We start from the raw sequence: 16,060 nt of genomic DNA on the forward strand, positions 1-16,060 counted from the left end.
ATTATGAACTTAAGAAATATACTAACCCTCGTTCTGACCATCGGAATGGTAGGTGCTTTTGCACAGGTGGATCGGAGCAAATTGCCTGAACCGGCAACCCCAAGACCAATTAATATTGGCGACTATGAAACTTTTGAATTGAAGAACGGCTTGAAAGTCTTCATTATTGAAAATCATAAACTTCCCCGAGTAAGCTTCAATCTTTTAGTTGATCGAGAACCACTTTTGGAAGAAGACAAAGTAGGCTACCTGAGCATTGTGGGTCAAATGATGATGCGGGGTACCGAAACAAGAACAAAAGAGCAGCTGGATGAAGAAATTGATTTCATTGGTGCGTCTGTTTTTGCCGGATCAACGAATGTGTTTGCATCTGGGCTATCAAAGTACCAGGAAAAGATTCTTGAGCTAATGACAGATGTAGCTTTCAATCCTACTTTCCCGGATGAGGAATTAGAAAAAATTAGAAAGCAGACCCTTTCTGGGCTTGCGTCTGCCAAAGACGATCCAAATGCTATAGCGGGTAACCTAAACCAGGCAATCGTATATGGTAACGATCATCCGTATGGTGAGATCCAAACTGAGGAGACCACAAATAATATCGCAGTAGATGATCTGAAGAACTATCATGCTACTTACTTCAAGCCTAATATCTCTTATTTGGCCATAGTAGGTGATGTGGATCCAAAGCAGATGAAGAAAATGGTGAAAACCTATTTTGGCAGCTGGGAAGAAGGAGAGGTTCCTGCACCAACATATGAAACACCAGAAGCCCCTGAAAAAACCAAAGTGGGTCTTGTAAATCGTTCCGCATCGGTTCAGTCAGTGATTAATATTACCTACCCGGTAGTACTACCGGTTGGATCTGAGGATGCCATCAAAGTAAGAGTGATGAACCAAATTCTGGGTGGTGGATTCTCCGGTAAGCTAAACATGAACCTGAGAGAGGACAAAGGATATACCTATGGTAGCCGTTCTTCGCTTTCATCTGATGAGTTGGTTTCTCGATTTACAGCCAATGCTGAAGTACGAAATGAAGTGACCGATAGCGCAATTGTCCAGATGATCTATGAAATGGAGCAGATGAGAAATGGTGAGATCACCGAAGAGGAGCTTGACCTAGCTAAGAATTCCATCTCAGGTAGTTTCTCGCAATCACTGGAAAGGCCTCAAACTGTAGCAAATTTTGCATTAAACACCGCCGTTTATAACCTACCTGCGGATTACTACAATACCTATCTTCAGAAAGTACAGGCGGTTACCATCGAAGACGTAAAAGCAACAGCGCAAAAATATCTCAATACTGAAAAGGCCTACATAAATGTGGTGGGTAAGGCAAGTGAGGTAGCTGAAAGTTTGAAGCAGTTCGGTGAGCTTAAATACTATGATACCTACGGCAATGAGGTGGATCCCTCACTAGCGAAGTTACCAGATGGATTGACCGCACAGAAAGTAATTGCTGACTATAAAGAAGCATTAGGTGGTGAAAATGCTATCTCTTCTGTTGAAAATGTATCATCCAAAATGACTGTTCAAGCCATGGGACAAAACCTGAGTGGAGTTCAAATTCAAGCTAAAGGGATGAAGTCAAAAACAGAAATCAGTATGGGTGGAATGGTTGCTATGGCTAGTGTGTCTGATGGTGAAGAAGCTGTGGTCATGCAAATGGGTAATAAAGCTCCACTGGATGATAAAAGTAAAGAAGAGCAAATAATATCAGGCGCCTTATTTAGTGAATTAGGTCTATCAGAACTAGGTGCTGAACTTAAGTTAGAAAGTGTAGAAAAGATAAATGGTAAAGATGCATACGGAGTTTCAGTGACCTTGCCACAAGGCGGTGCATATACAGTTTATTTTGATGCAGAAAGCGGTTTGAAAGTGAAGTATTCCAAGGTACTTGAAACACCCCAAGGCCAGTTTACTCAGACCATTAGTTATTCTGACTACAAGGAGATTAGTGGAGTTAAGTTCCCTCATAAAATGGTTCAGAGTGTTGGCCCACAAGTAATCACAATGACTGTTGATGAAATAAAAGTCAATCAAGAATTAGCCGAAGGAACCTTTACAGTGGAGTAGCAATAGAATATTTATTTTCTCATAAAATTTGCACAGAGGGCAAGGATTTATCTATCTTTGCCCTCCATTTTTAAGGGAGAAAGAAAAGAATTATGAAAAGGACATTTCAACCTTCAGTAAGAAAGAAGAAAAACAAGCACGGATTCAGAAAGAGAATGGAGAGTGTGAATGGACAATCTGTGATTGCAAGAAGAAGAGCTAAAGGGCGTAAGAGACTTACGGTTTCTGACGATCTCCATAAGAAGTAAATCCATGGCCTATGGGCCTTTCTAAATACTGTTTTTCCAAACAGGAGAGACTTACCGGTAAGAAAAAAATTGAGGGACTATTTAAAAAAGGTTCCTCTTTTTATTTGGATGACTTCCAAATACGACACCTGCCATCCGGCGAGGTGGGTCACAATCAAATCCTTATTTCTGTCCCAAAGCGCAACTTCAAACGTGCGGTTGATAGAAACCTACTCAAAAGGCGCATTCGAGAGGCCTACCGGTTAAATAAGCATTTGATCGACAAAGCTGAAGATAAACCAGCCCTTTACATCGCTTTCATTTATCTTTCAAAACACATTTTAACCTTTGATAACATCCAGGCTCAACTAATTAAGTGTCTGGAACGTTTGGGTAATAGCTATGCAGAATGATATGATATGAGTAGAAAAGTAAAAATCATCCTCCCTTCAATTTTGGCTTTGGTTTTATTGGTAGCAGCAGTAAAGCCACCAACGGACAGGTACTTCGAGATACTGAAGAACCTGGATATTTTCGCCACCCTTTTTAAGGAGGTAAACACACATTATGTTGATGAGATTAATCCCACAACCCTCATGCAGGCAGGGATTGATGAGATGTTAGAAACCCTTGATCCGTACACTAATTATATAGCAGCCGATGATATAGAGAACTATCGGATGATGACTACCGGAGAATACTCAGGAATAGGAGCGGTTGTGGAACGAAAAAATGGGGTAAGCACCATTGTGATGCCTTACGAAGGGTTTGCTGCTTATGATGCTGGTCTTAGAGCAGGAGATGAGATTCATGCGATTAATGGCATTGCACTGGAAGGAAAATCTCAGGAAGAAGTTCGCTTTTTGATGAAAGGACAATCGAATTCTGAGATTACATTGACGGTAAAAAGATTTGGGAAAGAGGAAATGTTTGACGTGAATGTCAAGCGCGAGAAAATCGCCGTGGATAGTGTGCCATATGCAGGTATGGTCACTGATAATATTGGTTATGTGAGGCTTACCAGTTTTACCCAGAATGTGGGCCGATCGGTAGGTATCAAAGTACTGGATCTCATGGAGCAGGGTGCCGAAAGCATCATTCTTGATCTTCGAGGAAATCCGGGAGGATTGCTGCACGAAGCGGTCAATGTTTCAAATGTCTTCGTGGAGAGGGGTAGAAAAATTGTAACCCAAAAAGGAAAAGTAAGAGCAAATGATTGGACATACAATACGCTCAACGATCCGGTTGATTCAGATATACCTGTGGTGGTGCTAACGGACAATGGGAGTGCCTCCGCGTCTGAGATAGTTTCTGGCGTAATGCAGGATTATGATCGTGGGGTTTTGATTGGCAGAAAGACTTTTGGTAAGGGGTTGGTTCAAATTGAACGACCACTTTCATATGATGCCGTAGTGAAGATCACCACTGCCAAGTATTACACGCCAACAGGCAGATGTATTCAGGCCATTGATTACAGCAATAGGAATGAAGATGGAAGTGTGGGCAAAATTCCTGATTCACTGAAAAATGAATTTTATACCCTGAATGGGAGAAAGGTGTATGATGGAGGGGGCATAGATCCAGATGTGGAAGTAGAAAAACTCGAATTCGCACCTATCACAAAAAGTCTGGTGAAAAACGATCATATATTTTACTATGCCACTGAATATTTTTACAAAAATGAGGATTTGAATCCCGAATCGCCGGATGAGCTGCGACTTTCAGACGCTGACTATGAGGATTTCAAAAAATGGCTTTCAGGGCGTGATTTTGATTATGTGACACGTGTTGAGAAAGAAACCAAAAATCTCATTGACATTGCTAAAGAGGAGAAAAAATATAGTCAGCTGAAGAGCTACTTTGATGAGCTGGAGCTTGCGACAAAACATAGTCAGAAAAGGGATTTAGAAACCTTTAAAGAAGAGATTAAAATGTTGCTGGAGCAGGAAATCGCGGGTCGATATTTTTATGAGAAAGGGATCATCGAGTCCACATTCGGAAGAGATCCGGACGTGCAGGCCGCCATTACCGTACTGAACGACCCGGGGAAATATCAATCCATTCTAAATCCCAACTAGATTGGCTTTAATTCTCAGCATAGAGACTTCTACCATGGTTTGCTCTGTAGCACTTCATAAAGACGGAGAGCTCTTAGCTGATCAGGTTCATCAGGTAGAAAAGTCTCATTCATCTCTTTTGCCAGGTATCGCTTTGGATGTGTGCAAGGAAATAGGAGTTAACTTCAATGATCTAGATGCAGTTGCCGTATCATCCGGTCCGGGATCATATACCGGCTTGCGAATTGGTGTCTCTAATGCCAAAGGAATTTGCTATACCTTGAAAAAGTCATTAATCGCCATTCCATCACTGGAAATTATGACGGAAGCGGTGAGGGGTAAGTTTTTAGGAGATCATTTACTCTGTCCAATGATGGATGCCCGTCGAATGGAGGTCTACACCCAGATGGAAGATCAGGAAGGAAAGAAAATATGGGATCTCCAACCTGTGATTTTAGAGGAGGACACTTTCGGTGAATTTGAAAAATCTGTATATCTCTTTGGTGATGGCATGCCGAAGTTCAGAGAGATCGCCCGTCAGGATAATTTAATCTTTATCGAAGATGTTTTTCCCGAAGCAAAAAATATGGGGAGGCTGGCACAAGAGAAGTTTGAAAATGAAGATTTTGAAGATGTGGCCTATTTTGAGCCAAATTATCTGAAGGAGTGGCGAACTACAACACCTAAAAAACAGTTGCTCTAACCAATGGATGAGATTGTAAACAGAGTAGCCAAGAGTCCACTGGTTTCGTTAGATCTTGAGGATTATTTTCATAAAGGACCGTACGCCATATTTGACGTAAAGGACGTCCTTTACGAAGGGGTGATTTTACGTGAAAAAGATTTTAGAAGCTTTCTGAAAGAAAATGATTGGTCAGTATATACGGATAAAAATGTTGGTTTGGTATGCACAGCTGATGCGATTGTTCCCACCTGGGCATATATGCTCCTGGTAACGAAAATCAGCGAACATGCCAATACGGTAACCTTTGGAGGAGAGGAGGCCATTGAAAAAGCCCTTATAGATCAGGCTATTGAGAAATGTATTTCATCGACCGACTTGAAGGACAAAAAAGTGGTAATAAAGGGCTGTGGTGATGTGAACAACATTGAATACGCCTATACTAAAATAACCGAGAAACTTTTTCCTATTGTCAGCAGTCTCATGTATGGAGAGCCTTGCAGTACTGTGCCTATCTTTAAACGAAAAAAATAACCTAACACGAGTGGATTTAGAAGCTTTAAAATATCCTGTTGGCAAGTACGAGTCGCCGGCAGAAATCACCGAAGAAATATTCAATCAGTGGATTATCACCATCGAGTCTTTACCAGAGAAATTGAAAAAGCTTGTTGTTAATCTATCCTATGATGAGTTGGAGCTTCAATATCGTCCGGGAAGCTGGAATGTAAAACAGATCGTGCATCACCTGGCAGATAGCCATATGAATAGTTTTATTCGATTCAAGCTGATTTTAACGGAAGACAACCCTACGATTAAAACGTACGATGAAACAGCCTGGGCTAAAACAGCGGATGCTGATAATGAAGAGATAACCGAATCGATCGATATTCTGCAGGGCCTACATAAAAGATGGGTGATGTTGCTCCATTCTTTAAAAGATGAGCATAAAAAACGCACTTTCTACCATCCGGAATATGAAAAGCAATTGACGTTGGAGTGGATGCTAGGACTTTATGATTGGCACTGCAGGCATCATCTTGCTCATATCAAGCAAGCCATTGAGCTGCAAGGGGAGTTTACTCCCGAAAAAGTCAAATAAGATAATTTTTCCCCCTTTTGAGGGGCAAATAGAAGATTGCTTTATTGTAAAGAACAAAACTACTATCAAGCCATGGAAGTCGTTCCGCCACTTAGGGCGGCTGACATTCAAAAAAAAAGCCACTCAGATTTCTCCGAGCGGCTCTCTTTTTAGGTTAGTCATGGTTTAGTCTTTCTTCTTGCTAGATCCGCCCTTCTTACTACCAGATCCTGCAATGGAGCTTCTCATGTCCGTGTCTGCTTCAATGTTTTGGAATTTGTAATAATCCATGATTCCAAGGTTTCCGCTTCTGAATGCTTCTGCAATGGCTTTAGGCACCTCGGCTTCTGCAAGGATCACTTTGGCTCTTGCTTCCTGTGCTTTAGCCACCATCTCTTGCTCCTCGGCAACAGCCATGGCTCTACGCTCTTCTGCTTTGGCTTCAGCAACCTTTAAGTCGGCAGACGCCTGATCGGTCTGAAGTTTCGCTCCAATATTGGCCCCAACATCAACATCAGCGATATCAATGGAAAGGATTTCAAACGCTGTACCTGCATCTAACCCTCTTTGAAGTACCAGTTTGGAGATTTTATCAGGGTTTTCCAATACTTCCTTATGAGTAGAGGCTGAACCCACGGAGGTTACAATTCCCTCACCCACACGAGCAAGAATGGTTTCTTCACCGGCACCTCCAACTAACTGCTGGATATTGGCTCTAATGGTTACCCTTGCTTTGGCTACTAACTGTATACCATCGGCTGCAACGGCAGCTACCGAAGGCGTATTGATTACTTTCGGATTTACTGAGATTTGAACGGCTTCAAATACATCTCTTCCCGCAAGGTCAATCGCGGTAGCCTGTTTGAAAGTAAGGTTGATGTTTGCTTTATCTGCTGAGATCAATGCTTTGATGACCTGAGGAACATTACCTCCTGCCAAATAATGCGTTTCCAGTTCTTGTGTTCGAAGCTGCCGGGGTTCGCTTCCATCTGTTTCCTGTATGGTAAGGCCTGCTTTTGTTGCGGTGATCAAAGAGTTTACCACGATCGATGGTGGTACCTTTCTGATTCGCATGAAAACCAGCTCCAATAGACCAACACGAACACCAGAGAATATAGCCGTAATCCAGAGATTGACCGGAACAAAGTAGAGGAATATAAAAAAGAGGATAATTCCCCCAACGACAAGTAAGATGAGCATTACACTGCTACCCATGATTTTAGATTTTTACAGGTTGTACAAAAATTTTTGAGGACTCTACTCTCAAGACCTCAATTTCTACATTTTCATCGACATAACCACCATTCGATCTAACTTCTATTTCATGATCATCGAAGATGGCTTTACCGATTGGTTTTAGTGATGAAATCGTAGTTCCTTTATCACCTACTTTCACATCAAATTTAAAGTCGTCATTGTATTTGCCCGTCATCGTGCCCTTGAGTGAGAATCGTTCCCATGAGCGACCCTTGAAAGCAATTACCAAAGCGACGATATTGAGCAGAAGCCCAACTATTAAAATGAGTGTTCCGGTTGTGGGGCCGAAATAATCATACCCCAGATAAATGCAATAAGCAGAAAAAACAAACCCAAGAATACCTACGATGGTTGTTCCGGGTACAAAAATAATTTCAGCCACGATTAAAAATGTGCCCAATAGCATTAACCCGATAATGATTAACCATTCCATTAATATGCTTTAGCGAAAAGTACTTTTCCTTTTGAAGGTTTGCCGGTAAAGATACACTTTCCCTCCTCCTTTTTCTGATTCAACGGAACGCATCGAATCGTTGCTTTTGTCTCCTCCTTGATCTTCTCTTCCGTTTCGGCTGTTCCGTCCCAGTGAGCATAAACAAATCCTTCCTCAACTAACTTTTTGAATTCGTCGTATGTGTCCGCTTCACGCGTATTCTCTTCACGAAAGTTCTTTGCCTTGGTGTAAATATTTTCCTGGATGTCTTCTAGCAATTGAGCCACGTGATCCACGGCACTATCTATTGGGTGAAAAGATTTTTCTTTCGTATCTCTTCGAGCGATCTCCACCGTTCCTTTTTCAAGGTCTTTAGGCCCGATAGCCATACGGACCGGCACGCCTTTCAATTCATACTCAGCGAATTTCCATCCAGGCTTGTGCGTATCTCTCGTATCAAATTTCACCGAGATGCCTTTGGATTTAAGATCTGAAAGGATTGGGTCAACCACCTCTTTGATTCGTGTAAGATCCTCATCCTTAAAATAGATTGGAACGATCACAACCTGGATTGGAGCCAGCTTCGGTGGAAGCACCAATCCATCATCGTCGGAATGAGCCATGATCAGAGCGCCCATTAAGCGGGTACTCACCCCCCAGGATGTGCCCCAAACCAATTCTTCTTTTCCTTCTTTGGTAGCAAATTTCACATCAAAGGCCTTAGCGAAATTCTGCCCAAGAAAGTGTGATGTTCCCGCTTGCAACGCTTTGCCATCCTGCATCATTGCTTCGATACAGTAGGTGTCTACTGCCCCGGCAAATCGTTCACTCTCCGTTTTCACTCCTTTGATCACCGGCATAGCCATAAACTCTTCAGCGAACGTAGCATATACATTTAGCATTTGATGTGTTTCATCAATTGCCTCTTGTTTTGTAGCATGTGCGGTGTGGCCCTCTTGCCACAAGAATTCTGCAGTTCTAAGAAATAAACGGGTACGCATTTCCCAGCGCATCACATTGGCCCATTGATTTACCAAAATAGGAAGGTCCCGGTAGGACTGGATCCAGTTTTTGTACGAATCCCATATGACCGTCTCAGATGTAGGTCGAATGATTAACTCTTCCTCCAGACGTGCCTCTGGGTCTACCACTACACCTTTTCCTTCATCATCATTTTTGAGTCGGTAATGGGTTACTACTGCGCATTCTTTGGCAAATCCTTCTACATGATCAGCTTCCTTACTTAAAAAGGACTTTGGGATCAATAGCGGGAAATAGGCATTTTCATGCCCGGTATCTTTGAACATCTGGTCCAGCGTTTGTTGCATTTTCTCCCATATAGCGAACCCGTAAGGCTTAATAACCATACAGCCTCTGACAGGAGAATTTTCTGCCAATCCGGCCTTTTTTACTAATTCATTATACCATAGAGAGTAATCTTCCGAACGTGATGGAATCGCTTTAGCCATGTAGTCTTATTTCTTTTGGTATGGAGTTTGCTCCTTTTGTACTAAGATTTCTTAAGGGATGGCAAATATAGCGGAGGAGTCGAACAGAGAAGCCCTGGAGATCGTTAAATAAAAAAAGGAGGAGTCATGAGACAGTTTTTAAACATTTTTCTAGTAACCTTTTTCAGTGTTTCAATGATCGGAGCATTTAGCCAGGAGTACGACGACCTGTACTTCACTAAGGAGGATCGAAAGAAACAGAAGAAGAAAAAGACTGAAATGGCGAACCCTTCTTATGGTGCCGCACATGAAGAGTCAGTATATGAACCTGTGGCGAATGAGGTGGAAGCGATCAGTTTTCTTGGCCGTCAGTTTCAGGAGACCAATCCTACAATGGATGTGAGCGAAGAATCACTGGATTATTATGCTCCAGAAAAAACACAAGAAGACTACATATCTGAACAAACCCAAAGCGCCTACATCAATGGCACAGAGCGTAATCCAAATTTCAGCAATCCACAGGCCACTGTTTATGATAACCCGGACAACAATCAGCCGGTCATTATAAATAATTACTATAACGATAATTGGAACAACTGGAATCGTCCAAGATGGAATGTAGGTTTCGGTTTCAATAATTGGGGTGGCAGCTTCTGGTCCGTTTCTTACGGAAACGCCTGGGGCAACCCCTGGTATGATCCTTTCTGGGATCCATGGTGGGGATGGAACGCGTGGGGTCCAAGATGGGGCTGGAATGCAGGCTGGGGTTGGAACAGCTGGGCCTGGAACGGATGGGGCTGGGGTGCCGGTTCGATATGGTGTCCGCCTTATTACCGAAGACCTGTATATATGGTGGATAATGGTTATAGACGTGGAAGAGATGTTGTGAGAAGTTCAAGAGCCACCAGGGGGTCTGTCTCTTCAAGAGAAAGCAGATCATCATCTGGAAGAGGAGCTGCGGTAGCTACTGATGCAGCAGTTAATAGCCGTAGAAGTTATAGCAGACAACAGGCAGATTATCTAAATCAATCGAGAAGTAGTAGATATAACAGTGGTGCTTCTCGTGGGTCAAGCTCTATAAATTCGAGAACAACCAATTCAAACTCCAACTCTAGGTTGATCAATAATAGCAGGTCGAATACAAACACGAACTATACCAGGCCAAGTAATACGAGAACCCGATCTTACTCACCTCCGGCTTCTTCAAGAAGCAGAAGTTCGTCAGTTAGATCTTCGAGCCCTTCCAGAAGTTCAGGCTCGGTAAGTAGATCAAGAAGCTCATCGTCAAGCCGATCTTCTGGTTCTCGGTCTTCTTCAGGAAGAAGCTCCAGCAGAAGAGGAGGGAATTAATAAAAAGGATTGAATTAAATGAAAAAGAAGCTAACAATACTTTTACTTTCATTTTTCGGATATTCAGTTATATCCAATGCGCAGTATTACGAGGATGCCTATCGGTTCAGTAATATCAACTACAGCCTGGGAAGCACTGCGCGCATGCAGTCCATTGGAGGTGCGCAAATAGCTCTGGGTGGAGATATCAGCTCGGCGGTTTCTAACCCTGCCGGATTGGGTTTCTTCAATAAAAGTGTGTTTGTCTTCACCCCATCACTGGACTTCATTAATGCTGATACCGAATATGGAATACTCAGTGGTGGTGGTCTTCAAAGTTTTGGGTCGGAAGAAAACTTTAAGAATAATTTCAATTTTGCCAACATTGGTGCTGTTATCAATTTTGGTAAGGGAAGATTTACCGATGATAAATTCAAAGGTGGATCATTAGCGATTTCCATTAGCCGAAATAATTCCTACCATTTGAACAGGACCTACCAGGGACGCAACGATTCAAATTCCATTCTCGACAATATTTTTACTGGTGCCAACGATGGTTCTAAGTCACTGGATGATCTTTCTGAATTGGAGTTTGCGGCATATGATCAGTTTTTAATCAACCAAGAAGAGGACGCTCAAGGCTATTTTTATACCTCCAATGTTGGGGGATTTCCGGACCAGAGTGAAACAATCAAGCAAAGAGGCTCCCACTATCAGGTAAACATGGCCTGGGGAGGGAATTATGATGATATATTCTATTTTGGTGGAGGAATGGGTGTGCAGCTATTGAATTATAAACAGGAAAGAGCCTATGAAGAATTCAATTTTATAGATGGCCAGGATTCGCTCACAGCCATTTATATAGATGATGAGATCGAAGCTCGAGGTAGAGGTGTGAATTTCAACTTTGGAGCGATATTCAGACCCGTTCAATTTCTGACTATTGGTGCAAGCTACACATCTCCTTCCTTCATCTCTATTGATGAGGAGAGTTTTGTGGATCTGGATGCAGAGTGGGAGGCAGGAACTACTGTTACAGAAGAAGTGGATGGTGAGCCGGTCACTTATGATTTGGCTACCATTGACCCCTATCAAAGTGCATTATTTGTCAATAAGTATAGGTTACGGTCACCTTCAAGGATTGGACTCGGGGCGGCATTATTTGTTGGAAAAAATGGTTTCCTATCCGGAGACCTTGAGTTTGTGGACTATGGAAGAGCGAATCTGAATTCAGATGATTTTTCGACTTCTATCGACAATGATGCAATTGAAAATACATACGAGTCGGTAATGAATGTACGTGTGGGTGGAGAATACAGATTTGATAATTTCAGGTTACGAGCCGGATATGCGTTTTTTCCGGATCCAGTTAAAAATTCTAATCTTCAGGATCGTACCAACGTGACCTTTGGTTTCGGATATCGAACATTTGATTATTTCCTTGATTTCGCGGTTGTTTCCAGTGCTTATCAGGTACAGGCGGTACCTTATTTCATTGCCACGGATCAACCGGTAGCTACATCAGATGTAAGAAATACTACCGTATCTGTGACCTTCGGGTTGAATTTTTAGAAAAGCTTAATCAATTCTTTGTATTTCTGAATGGTATGGTCAGCTTGACTGTACCATTCTTTTCTTTCGGATAGAAGCTCTTGCAGCGTCGTAGACTTCATGAGTGGACGTGTTGTGTCTTTCTCCAGCCGCTTTTGTATTTGATCTATCGGCGTATTGATAAACACGGTGATTCCGGCTTTTTTCATCGTCTCCAGGTTATTGAAAAAACAGGGAGTACCACCTCCGGTGGCCATCACAAATTCATCCAGCTCATCCAACACCTTCTCCAGGTGCAGTTTTTCCAGTTGACGAAAATGTGCCTCGCCTTTTTCCTCAAAGATTTCACTGATCGTTTGCTTACAGGCTTTTTCTATGTCCTGGTCCAGATCTACAAATTGAATACCCAAGTCTACTGCCAGATCAAGACCCATGGTTGTCTTGCCAGCACCTGGCAGCCCGATCAAGAAAACTCTTTTTTTCACTGGCGATTGAGTATTTCAACCACATCATCTGCAAGTGGTGTGTCGTTGTAGTGCCACTTTGCCAGCACAGTTCCATCTTTCAAAAGCAAGACGCCAGGATTCGATCTTACCATTGTTTTAAGTACCGTTGCATCCGCAAAAAAATAAGGAGCAGCCAGTTGATGCTTATGACGGAAAGCTTCAAATTTTTCATATCCGGACGAGGTAAGAATCCAGGTATCAAATCGGGGATTTTGGATGGTCAGATTTCTCAAACGGTCAATTTCATCCATTGATGTCTTTTCGATTTGATGAATGATGATAATCAGTTTGGTTCCCCACAGCAACGCATCCGTATAGTCATTATCACCTTGCCACACGTTTAGGTCCGTAATTTTCGCTGCTGCCTCCGGGTTCAGCAGCTTTGCATCTACATATTCATACCCGCCTTCTGAGGGGTAATTTTCAAACTCATAGGTTTCTCCATCTTTCTCCATGATGTACACATACTTCAGAGGTGCTGAATTTTTCATTAAAGAGGGTAGGTGATTCTCCACTTTATAAGCTCTGAAATCAATGAATGGCAAATGCAGAATGGCATAAATGGCTATTGCAGTAAAAAATAGTGTTGTGCCAATAATTTTAACTTCCTGTAGAATAGGCCCGAGTAAGGGTTTGTAAGAGTCCTTCTTCCAAAATATTACTCCAATTAAGATCAGCAGGATAATGTCTTTGTAGAACGATTGCCAAGGCGTGAGCTTGATGGCATCTCCAAAACAGCCACAATCGGTCACCTTATTGAAATATGCAGAGTAGAAGGTGAGGAACGTGAAGAATACAATCATGGCCAGGAGAATCCATGATGTGATGCGCATACGATATCCAATAATCAGCGCTACTCCTAAAACCACCTCCATTACACTCAGAACTACACTTAGAAATAGTGCAGCTGGTACAAACCATTCAAAAAACGGAGCGATATCTGCTGCAAAGACCTGAAAATATTCTTCCAGCTTGATCGCAGTACCTACCGGATCATTCACTTTGATGACTCCTGAAAAAATGAAAAGTGCTCCTACAGCATATCGAGCAAATTCTTTGATAATCTTCATGATTCTCCTTCTTTCAATTTGATCAAACAAAAAACAGAATAATTGATCATATCCTGGTAGTTGGCATCAATACCTTCCGAAATCAATGTTTTACCTGCATTGTCTTCAATTTGTTTCACACGCATCAATTTCATCAGGATAATGTCTGTCATAGAGCTCACGCGCATATCACGCCAGGCTTCTCCATAATCGTGATTTTTTGCTGACAATAAATTTCGTGTATCATCAGCCACCTGATTGTACATGGGCTCCAGCTTGTCAAATGGAATTTCCATGTCTTCGGTTCCATTGAGTTTCATTTGAATGACCGCAATGATGCAATAGTTGATGATTCCTATGAATTCGTTGCTGATGTCTTCACCAACCTTATTCTCTCCTTTCTCCTGTATGGATCGAATGCGTTGTGCCTTAATGAAAATTTGATCAGTGATGGAGGGAAGTCGCAGGATGCGCCATGCAGTGCCATAATCTTTGGTTTTCTTCTCAAAAATCTCTTTGCACTTGGAAATGATCTCCTTGTATTGTTGTTCAGTTTCAATTTTCATAGTCAACAGTCGTCAGTACTTAGTCCACAGATTAGATTTGTAGTGACTGTCGGCTATCGACTGTCATCTGTAGACTTGAAACAACAAAACTAATCCATTGAGTCCCAAACATAGCATCAATATCCGAGGAGAAATGATTGACCTTTCATCACCTAAAGTGATGGGAATAATCAACGTAACTCCAGATTCTTTTTTTGAGGAAAGCAGAAAGGGTGCTACAAAAGAAATCATTCAGGTCGCAGAAAAAATGCTTGAAGAAGGAGCAACATTTTTGGATATCGGAGGGTATTCGTCAAGACCTGGAGCTACAGATATTTCGGTTGAGGAGGAACTGGATCGGGTGATTGATCCCATCAAAACGATCGTCGATCGATTTCCTGAAGCCATAATCTCTATTGATACGTTTCGATCAGAGGTAGCAAGGCAAGCGGTGGATGTCGGCGCATCTTTAGTGAATGATATTTCGGCTGGTCACCTGGATGACCAGATGCTGTTTGCGGTAGCTGAATTGGGTGTTCCTTATGTGGCGATGCATATGAAGGGAACCCCACAAACCACGAAGGAGTTGACTAAGTATGATGATCTGCTTCATGAAGCAATGAAATATTTTTCATCAGTGCTAGATGATTGCAACCGGTTAGGTATAAAGGATGTCATAATAGACCCGGGGTTTGGATTTGCCAAGACCGCCGAACAAAGTTTTGATCTGCTAGGCAAGCTGGATCATTTTCACCACCTTGATCGGCCACTACTAGTTGGTGTTTCGCGCAAGTCCATGATCTACCGAACACTTAATTCGACCGCTGAGGAAGCTTTGAATGGCACAACGGTGTTAAATACCGTAGCTTTGTTAAAAGGCGCACAAATTTTGCGTGTGCATGATGTAAGAGAAACTGTAGAGGCGATTAAACTTGTAAACGAACTGAGTTGATTTTTGCGTTTCAAATAGGATTTTTAGATATAGGCTGGAAAGATATCCTGGATATTCTTCTGGTCACATTCCTATTGGCTCAGGTGTACAAGCTGATGAAGGGAAGTGTAGCGATTAAAGTATTCGTTGGATTCTTGTCTATTTATTTGATTTACCTCGTGGTAAATGCCCTGCAGATGGAATTGTTGAGTACAATACTTGGGCAATTTATGGGTGTTGGAGTGCTTGCTGTCATCATTCTCTTTCAGCAGGAAATAAGAAAATTTCTCTTGCTGGTCGGTAGAACCAATATCTTCGAAGAGGGAAAATTCTTCAAAAACGTTCGGTTCTGGACCCAGAATGGAAAAGCCAAGCGGGCCAATATTACTCCAATCGTGGAAGCTGTAAAATCGTTGGCCGGTTCTAATACAGGCGCTCTCATAGTACTATCAGAAGATTCACCTCTCAAATTTTATGCTGAATCAGGTGACGAGATGGATAGCTTACTCTCCAAGCGTTTATTATTAGCTATTTTCAATAAATATAGTCCCCTTCATGACGGAGCTGTGATCATCTATAAAGATCGGATTGTGGCTGCCCGATGTATTCTTCCAGTTACTGAACGAGATGTTCCTGCACAGTATGGACTCAGACACAGAGCTGGTTTAGGAATGTCTGAAAACACCGAAACATTCATTATTGTGGTTTCTGAAGAGACTGGTCAGATTTCTGCCATGCAAAATGGGGAGGTGATGCATAACATCTCCGCACAGGAGCTCAGACGCCAGATCAACAAATACCTCAACGAGCCCAAAGAGTTGAAGAAGGAAAAAGAAAAGGAAAAGAAAGAGGCCACCCTGGAAGCTGAGATTAAAGAAGAGGTGGCTTAAAAAA

17 protein-coding genes are annotated in these 16,060 nt (G+C 42.2%); 11 read left to right on the forward strand and 6 right to left on the reverse strand.

Annotated features, from left to right (window positions below; genetic code table 11):
- Nucleotides 1-3: 3 nt before the first annotated feature.
- The 7 genes from ACP14Y_RS11585 to ACP14Y_RS11615 all read left to right on the forward strand — a co-directional run bounded on the left by ACP14Y_RS11585 (nt 4) and on the right by ACP14Y_RS11615 (nt 6,138).
- Complete coding sequence (locus ACP14Y_RS11585; protein ID WP_424963123.1) at nt 4-2,073, forward strand: insulinase family protein; 2,070 nt, start codon at nt 4-6, stop codon at nt 2,071-2,073.
- A gap of 92 nt (nt 2,074-2,165) precedes the next feature.
- A complete protein-coding gene (rpmH, locus tag ACP14Y_RS11590; protein WP_349565211.1) occupies nt 2,166-2,321 on the forward strand; it encodes a 50S ribosomal protein L34 in 156 nt (51 codons plus the stop codon).
- 11 nt (nt 2,322-2,332) lie between these two features.
- A complete protein-coding gene (gene rnpA, locus ACP14Y_RS11595; RefSeq protein WP_424963124.1) occupies nt 2,333-2,713 on the forward strand; it encodes a ribonuclease P protein component in 381 nt (126 codons plus the stop codon).
- Between the two features lie 6 nt (nt 2,714-2,719).
- Nucleotides 2,720-4,378 carry a S41 family peptidase gene (locus ACP14Y_RS11600; RefSeq protein WP_424963125.1) on the forward strand — a complete coding sequence of 553 codons (1,659 nt, stop codon included), beginning with the start codon at nt 2,720-2,722 and terminating at the stop codon, nt 4,376-4,378.
- Between the two features lies 1 nt (nt 4,379).
- Nucleotides 4,380-5,060: a tRNA (adenosine(37)-N6)-threonylcarbamoyltransferase complex dimerization subunit type 1 TsaB gene (tsaB, locus tag ACP14Y_RS11605; protein WP_424963126.1), complete on the forward strand. Its 681-nt coding sequence runs from the start codon at nt 4,380-4,382 to the stop codon at nt 5,058-5,060.
- Nucleotides 5,061-5,063: 3 nt separating this feature from the next.
- Nucleotides 5,064-5,573, forward strand: coding sequence for a DUF2480 family protein (locus ACP14Y_RS11610; RefSeq protein WP_424963127.1), 510 nt, complete (start codon nt 5,064-5,066; stop codon nt 5,571-5,573).
- A gap of 10 nt (nt 5,574-5,583) precedes the next feature.
- Nucleotides 5,584-6,138, forward strand: coding sequence for a YfiT family bacillithiol transferase (locus ACP14Y_RS11615; protein ID WP_424963128.1), 555 nt, complete (start codon nt 5,584-5,586; stop codon nt 6,136-6,138).
- Nucleotides 6,139-6,303: 165 nt separating this feature from the next.
- On the opposite strand, the gene floA is transcribed toward ACP14Y_RS11615, so the two are convergent.
- Genes floA through proS form a run of 3 tightly spaced genes read right to left on the reverse strand, consistent with a single transcriptional unit; the run spans nt 6,304 to nt 9,276 of the window.
- Nucleotides 6,304-7,332, reverse strand: coding sequence for a flotillin-like protein FloA (gene floA / locus ACP14Y_RS11620; protein ID WP_424963129.1), 1,029 nt, complete (start codon nt 7,330-7,332; stop codon nt 6,304-6,306).
- A gap of 4 nt (nt 7,333-7,336) precedes the next feature.
- Entirely contained in the window at nt 7,337-7,807 is a 471-nt protein-coding gene (locus ACP14Y_RS11625; protein ID WP_424963130.1) for an NfeD family protein, read from the reverse strand.
- The gene (gene proS / locus ACP14Y_RS11630; protein WP_424963131.1) at nt 7,807-9,276 is read right to left on the reverse strand and encodes a proline--tRNA ligase; all 1,470 of its coding nucleotides are present in this window, start codon (nt 9,274-9,276) and stop codon (nt 7,807-7,809) included. Before proS ends, ACP14Y_RS11625 begins: the two co-directional genes overlap by 1 nt.
- Before the next feature lie 126 nt (nt 9,277-9,402).
- On the opposite strand from proS, the gene ACP14Y_RS11635 reads away from it, so the two are divergent.
- Together ACP14Y_RS11635 and ACP14Y_RS11640 are read left to right on the forward strand one after the other, a co-directional pair.
- On the forward strand, nt 9,403-10,605 hold the full coding sequence (locus ACP14Y_RS11635) for a hypothetical protein (protein ID WP_424963132.1): 1,203 nt from the start codon (nt 9,403-9,405) through the stop codon (nt 10,603-10,605).
- Between the two features lie 18 nt (nt 10,606-10,623).
- A complete protein-coding gene (locus ACP14Y_RS11640) occupies nt 10,624-12,156 on the forward strand; it encodes an OmpP1/FadL family transporter (protein WP_424963133.1) in 1,533 nt (510 codons plus the stop codon).
- Here the strand turns inward: ACP14Y_RS11640 and ACP14Y_RS11645 are convergent.
- The 3 genes from ACP14Y_RS11645 to ACP14Y_RS11655 are packed head-to-tail and all read right to left on the reverse strand — an operon-like array spanning nt 12,153 to nt 14,256.
- A complete protein-coding gene (locus tag ACP14Y_RS11645; RefSeq protein ID WP_424963134.1) occupies nt 12,153-12,620 on the reverse strand; it encodes a shikimate kinase in 468 nt (155 codons plus the stop codon). The two genes, ACP14Y_RS11640 and ACP14Y_RS11645, sit on opposite strands and share 4 nt — an antisense overlap.
- Entirely contained in the window at nt 12,617-13,711 is a 1,095-nt protein-coding gene (locus tag ACP14Y_RS11650; RefSeq protein WP_424963135.1) for a BT_3928 family protein, read from the reverse strand. Before ACP14Y_RS11650 ends, ACP14Y_RS11645 begins: the two co-directional genes overlap by 4 nt.
- Complete coding sequence (locus tag ACP14Y_RS11655) at nt 13,708-14,256, reverse strand: DUF1599 domain-containing protein (protein ID WP_424963136.1); 549 nt, start codon at nt 14,254-14,256, stop codon at nt 13,708-13,710. Before ACP14Y_RS11655 ends, ACP14Y_RS11650 begins: the two co-directional genes overlap by 4 nt.
- Nucleotides 14,257-14,353: 97 nt before the next feature.
- Between ACP14Y_RS11655 and folP the strand changes: the two genes are divergently transcribed.
- Together folP and cdaA are read left to right on the forward strand one after the other, a co-directional pair.
- Entirely contained in the window at nt 14,354-15,187 is an 834-nt protein-coding gene (gene folP / locus ACP14Y_RS11660; RefSeq protein WP_424963137.1) for a dihydropteroate synthase, read from the forward strand.
- Nucleotides 15,184-16,056, forward strand: a complete 873-nt coding sequence (gene cdaA, locus ACP14Y_RS11665; RefSeq protein ID WP_424963138.1) for a diadenylate cyclase CdaA — start codon at nt 15,184-15,186, stop codon at nt 16,054-16,056. The genes folP and cdaA overlap by 4 nt, the downstream gene beginning before the upstream one ends.
- Nucleotides 16,057-16,060: the final 4 nt, after the last annotated feature.

The sequence above is a fragment of the Ekhidna sp. genome (assembly GCF_965247405.1).
Classification (GTDB): domain Bacteria; phylum Bacteroidota; class Bacteroidia; order Cytophagales; family Cyclobacteriaceae; genus Ekhidna.

What these genes read in the sequence shown, in the direction of transcription:
- ACP14Y_RS11585 (WP_424963123.1), top strand. Translation starts at nt 4, where the DNA reads ATGAACTTAAGAAATATACTAACCCTCGTTCTGACCATCGGAATGGTA.
- rpmH (WP_349565211.1), top strand. Translation starts at nt 2,166, where the DNA reads ATGAAAAGGACATTTCAACCTTCAGTAAGAAAGAAGAAAAACAAGCAC.
- rnpA (WP_424963124.1), top strand. Translation starts at nt 2,333, where the DNA reads ATGGGCCTTTCTAAATACTGTTTTTCCAAACAGGAGAGACTTACCGGT.
- ACP14Y_RS11600 (WP_424963125.1), top strand. Translation starts at nt 2,720, where the DNA reads ATGAGTAGAAAAGTAAAAATCATCCTCCCTTCAATTTTGGCTTTGGTT.
- ACP14Y_RS11610 (WP_424963127.1), top strand. Translation starts at nt 5,064, where the DNA reads ATGGATGAGATTGTAAACAGAGTAGCCAAGAGTCCACTGGTTTCGTTA.
- floA (WP_424963129.1), bottom strand. Translation starts at nt 7,332, where the DNA reads ATGGGTAGCAGTGTAATGCTCATCTTACTTGTCGTTGGGGGAATTATC.
- ACP14Y_RS11625 (WP_424963130.1), bottom strand. Translation starts at nt 7,807, where the DNA reads ATGGAATGGTTAATCATTATCGGGTTAATGCTATTGGGCACATTTTTA.
- proS (WP_424963131.1), bottom strand. Translation starts at nt 9,276, where the DNA reads ATGGCTAAAGCGATTCCATCACGTTCGGAAGATTACTCTCTATGGTAT.
- ACP14Y_RS11635 (WP_424963132.1), top strand. Translation starts at nt 9,403, where the DNA reads ATGAGACAGTTTTTAAACATTTTTCTAGTAACCTTTTTCAGTGTTTCA.
- ACP14Y_RS11640 (WP_424963133.1), top strand. Translation starts at nt 10,624, where the DNA reads ATGAAAAAGAAGCTAACAATACTTTTACTTTCATTTTTCGGATATTCA.
- ACP14Y_RS11650 (WP_424963135.1), bottom strand. Translation starts at nt 13,711, where the DNA reads ATGAAGATTATCAAAGAATTTGCTCGATATGCTGTAGGAGCACTTTTC.
- ACP14Y_RS11655 (WP_424963136.1), bottom strand. Translation starts at nt 14,256, where the DNA reads ATGAAAATTGAAACTGAACAACAATACAAGGAGATCATTTCCAAGTGC.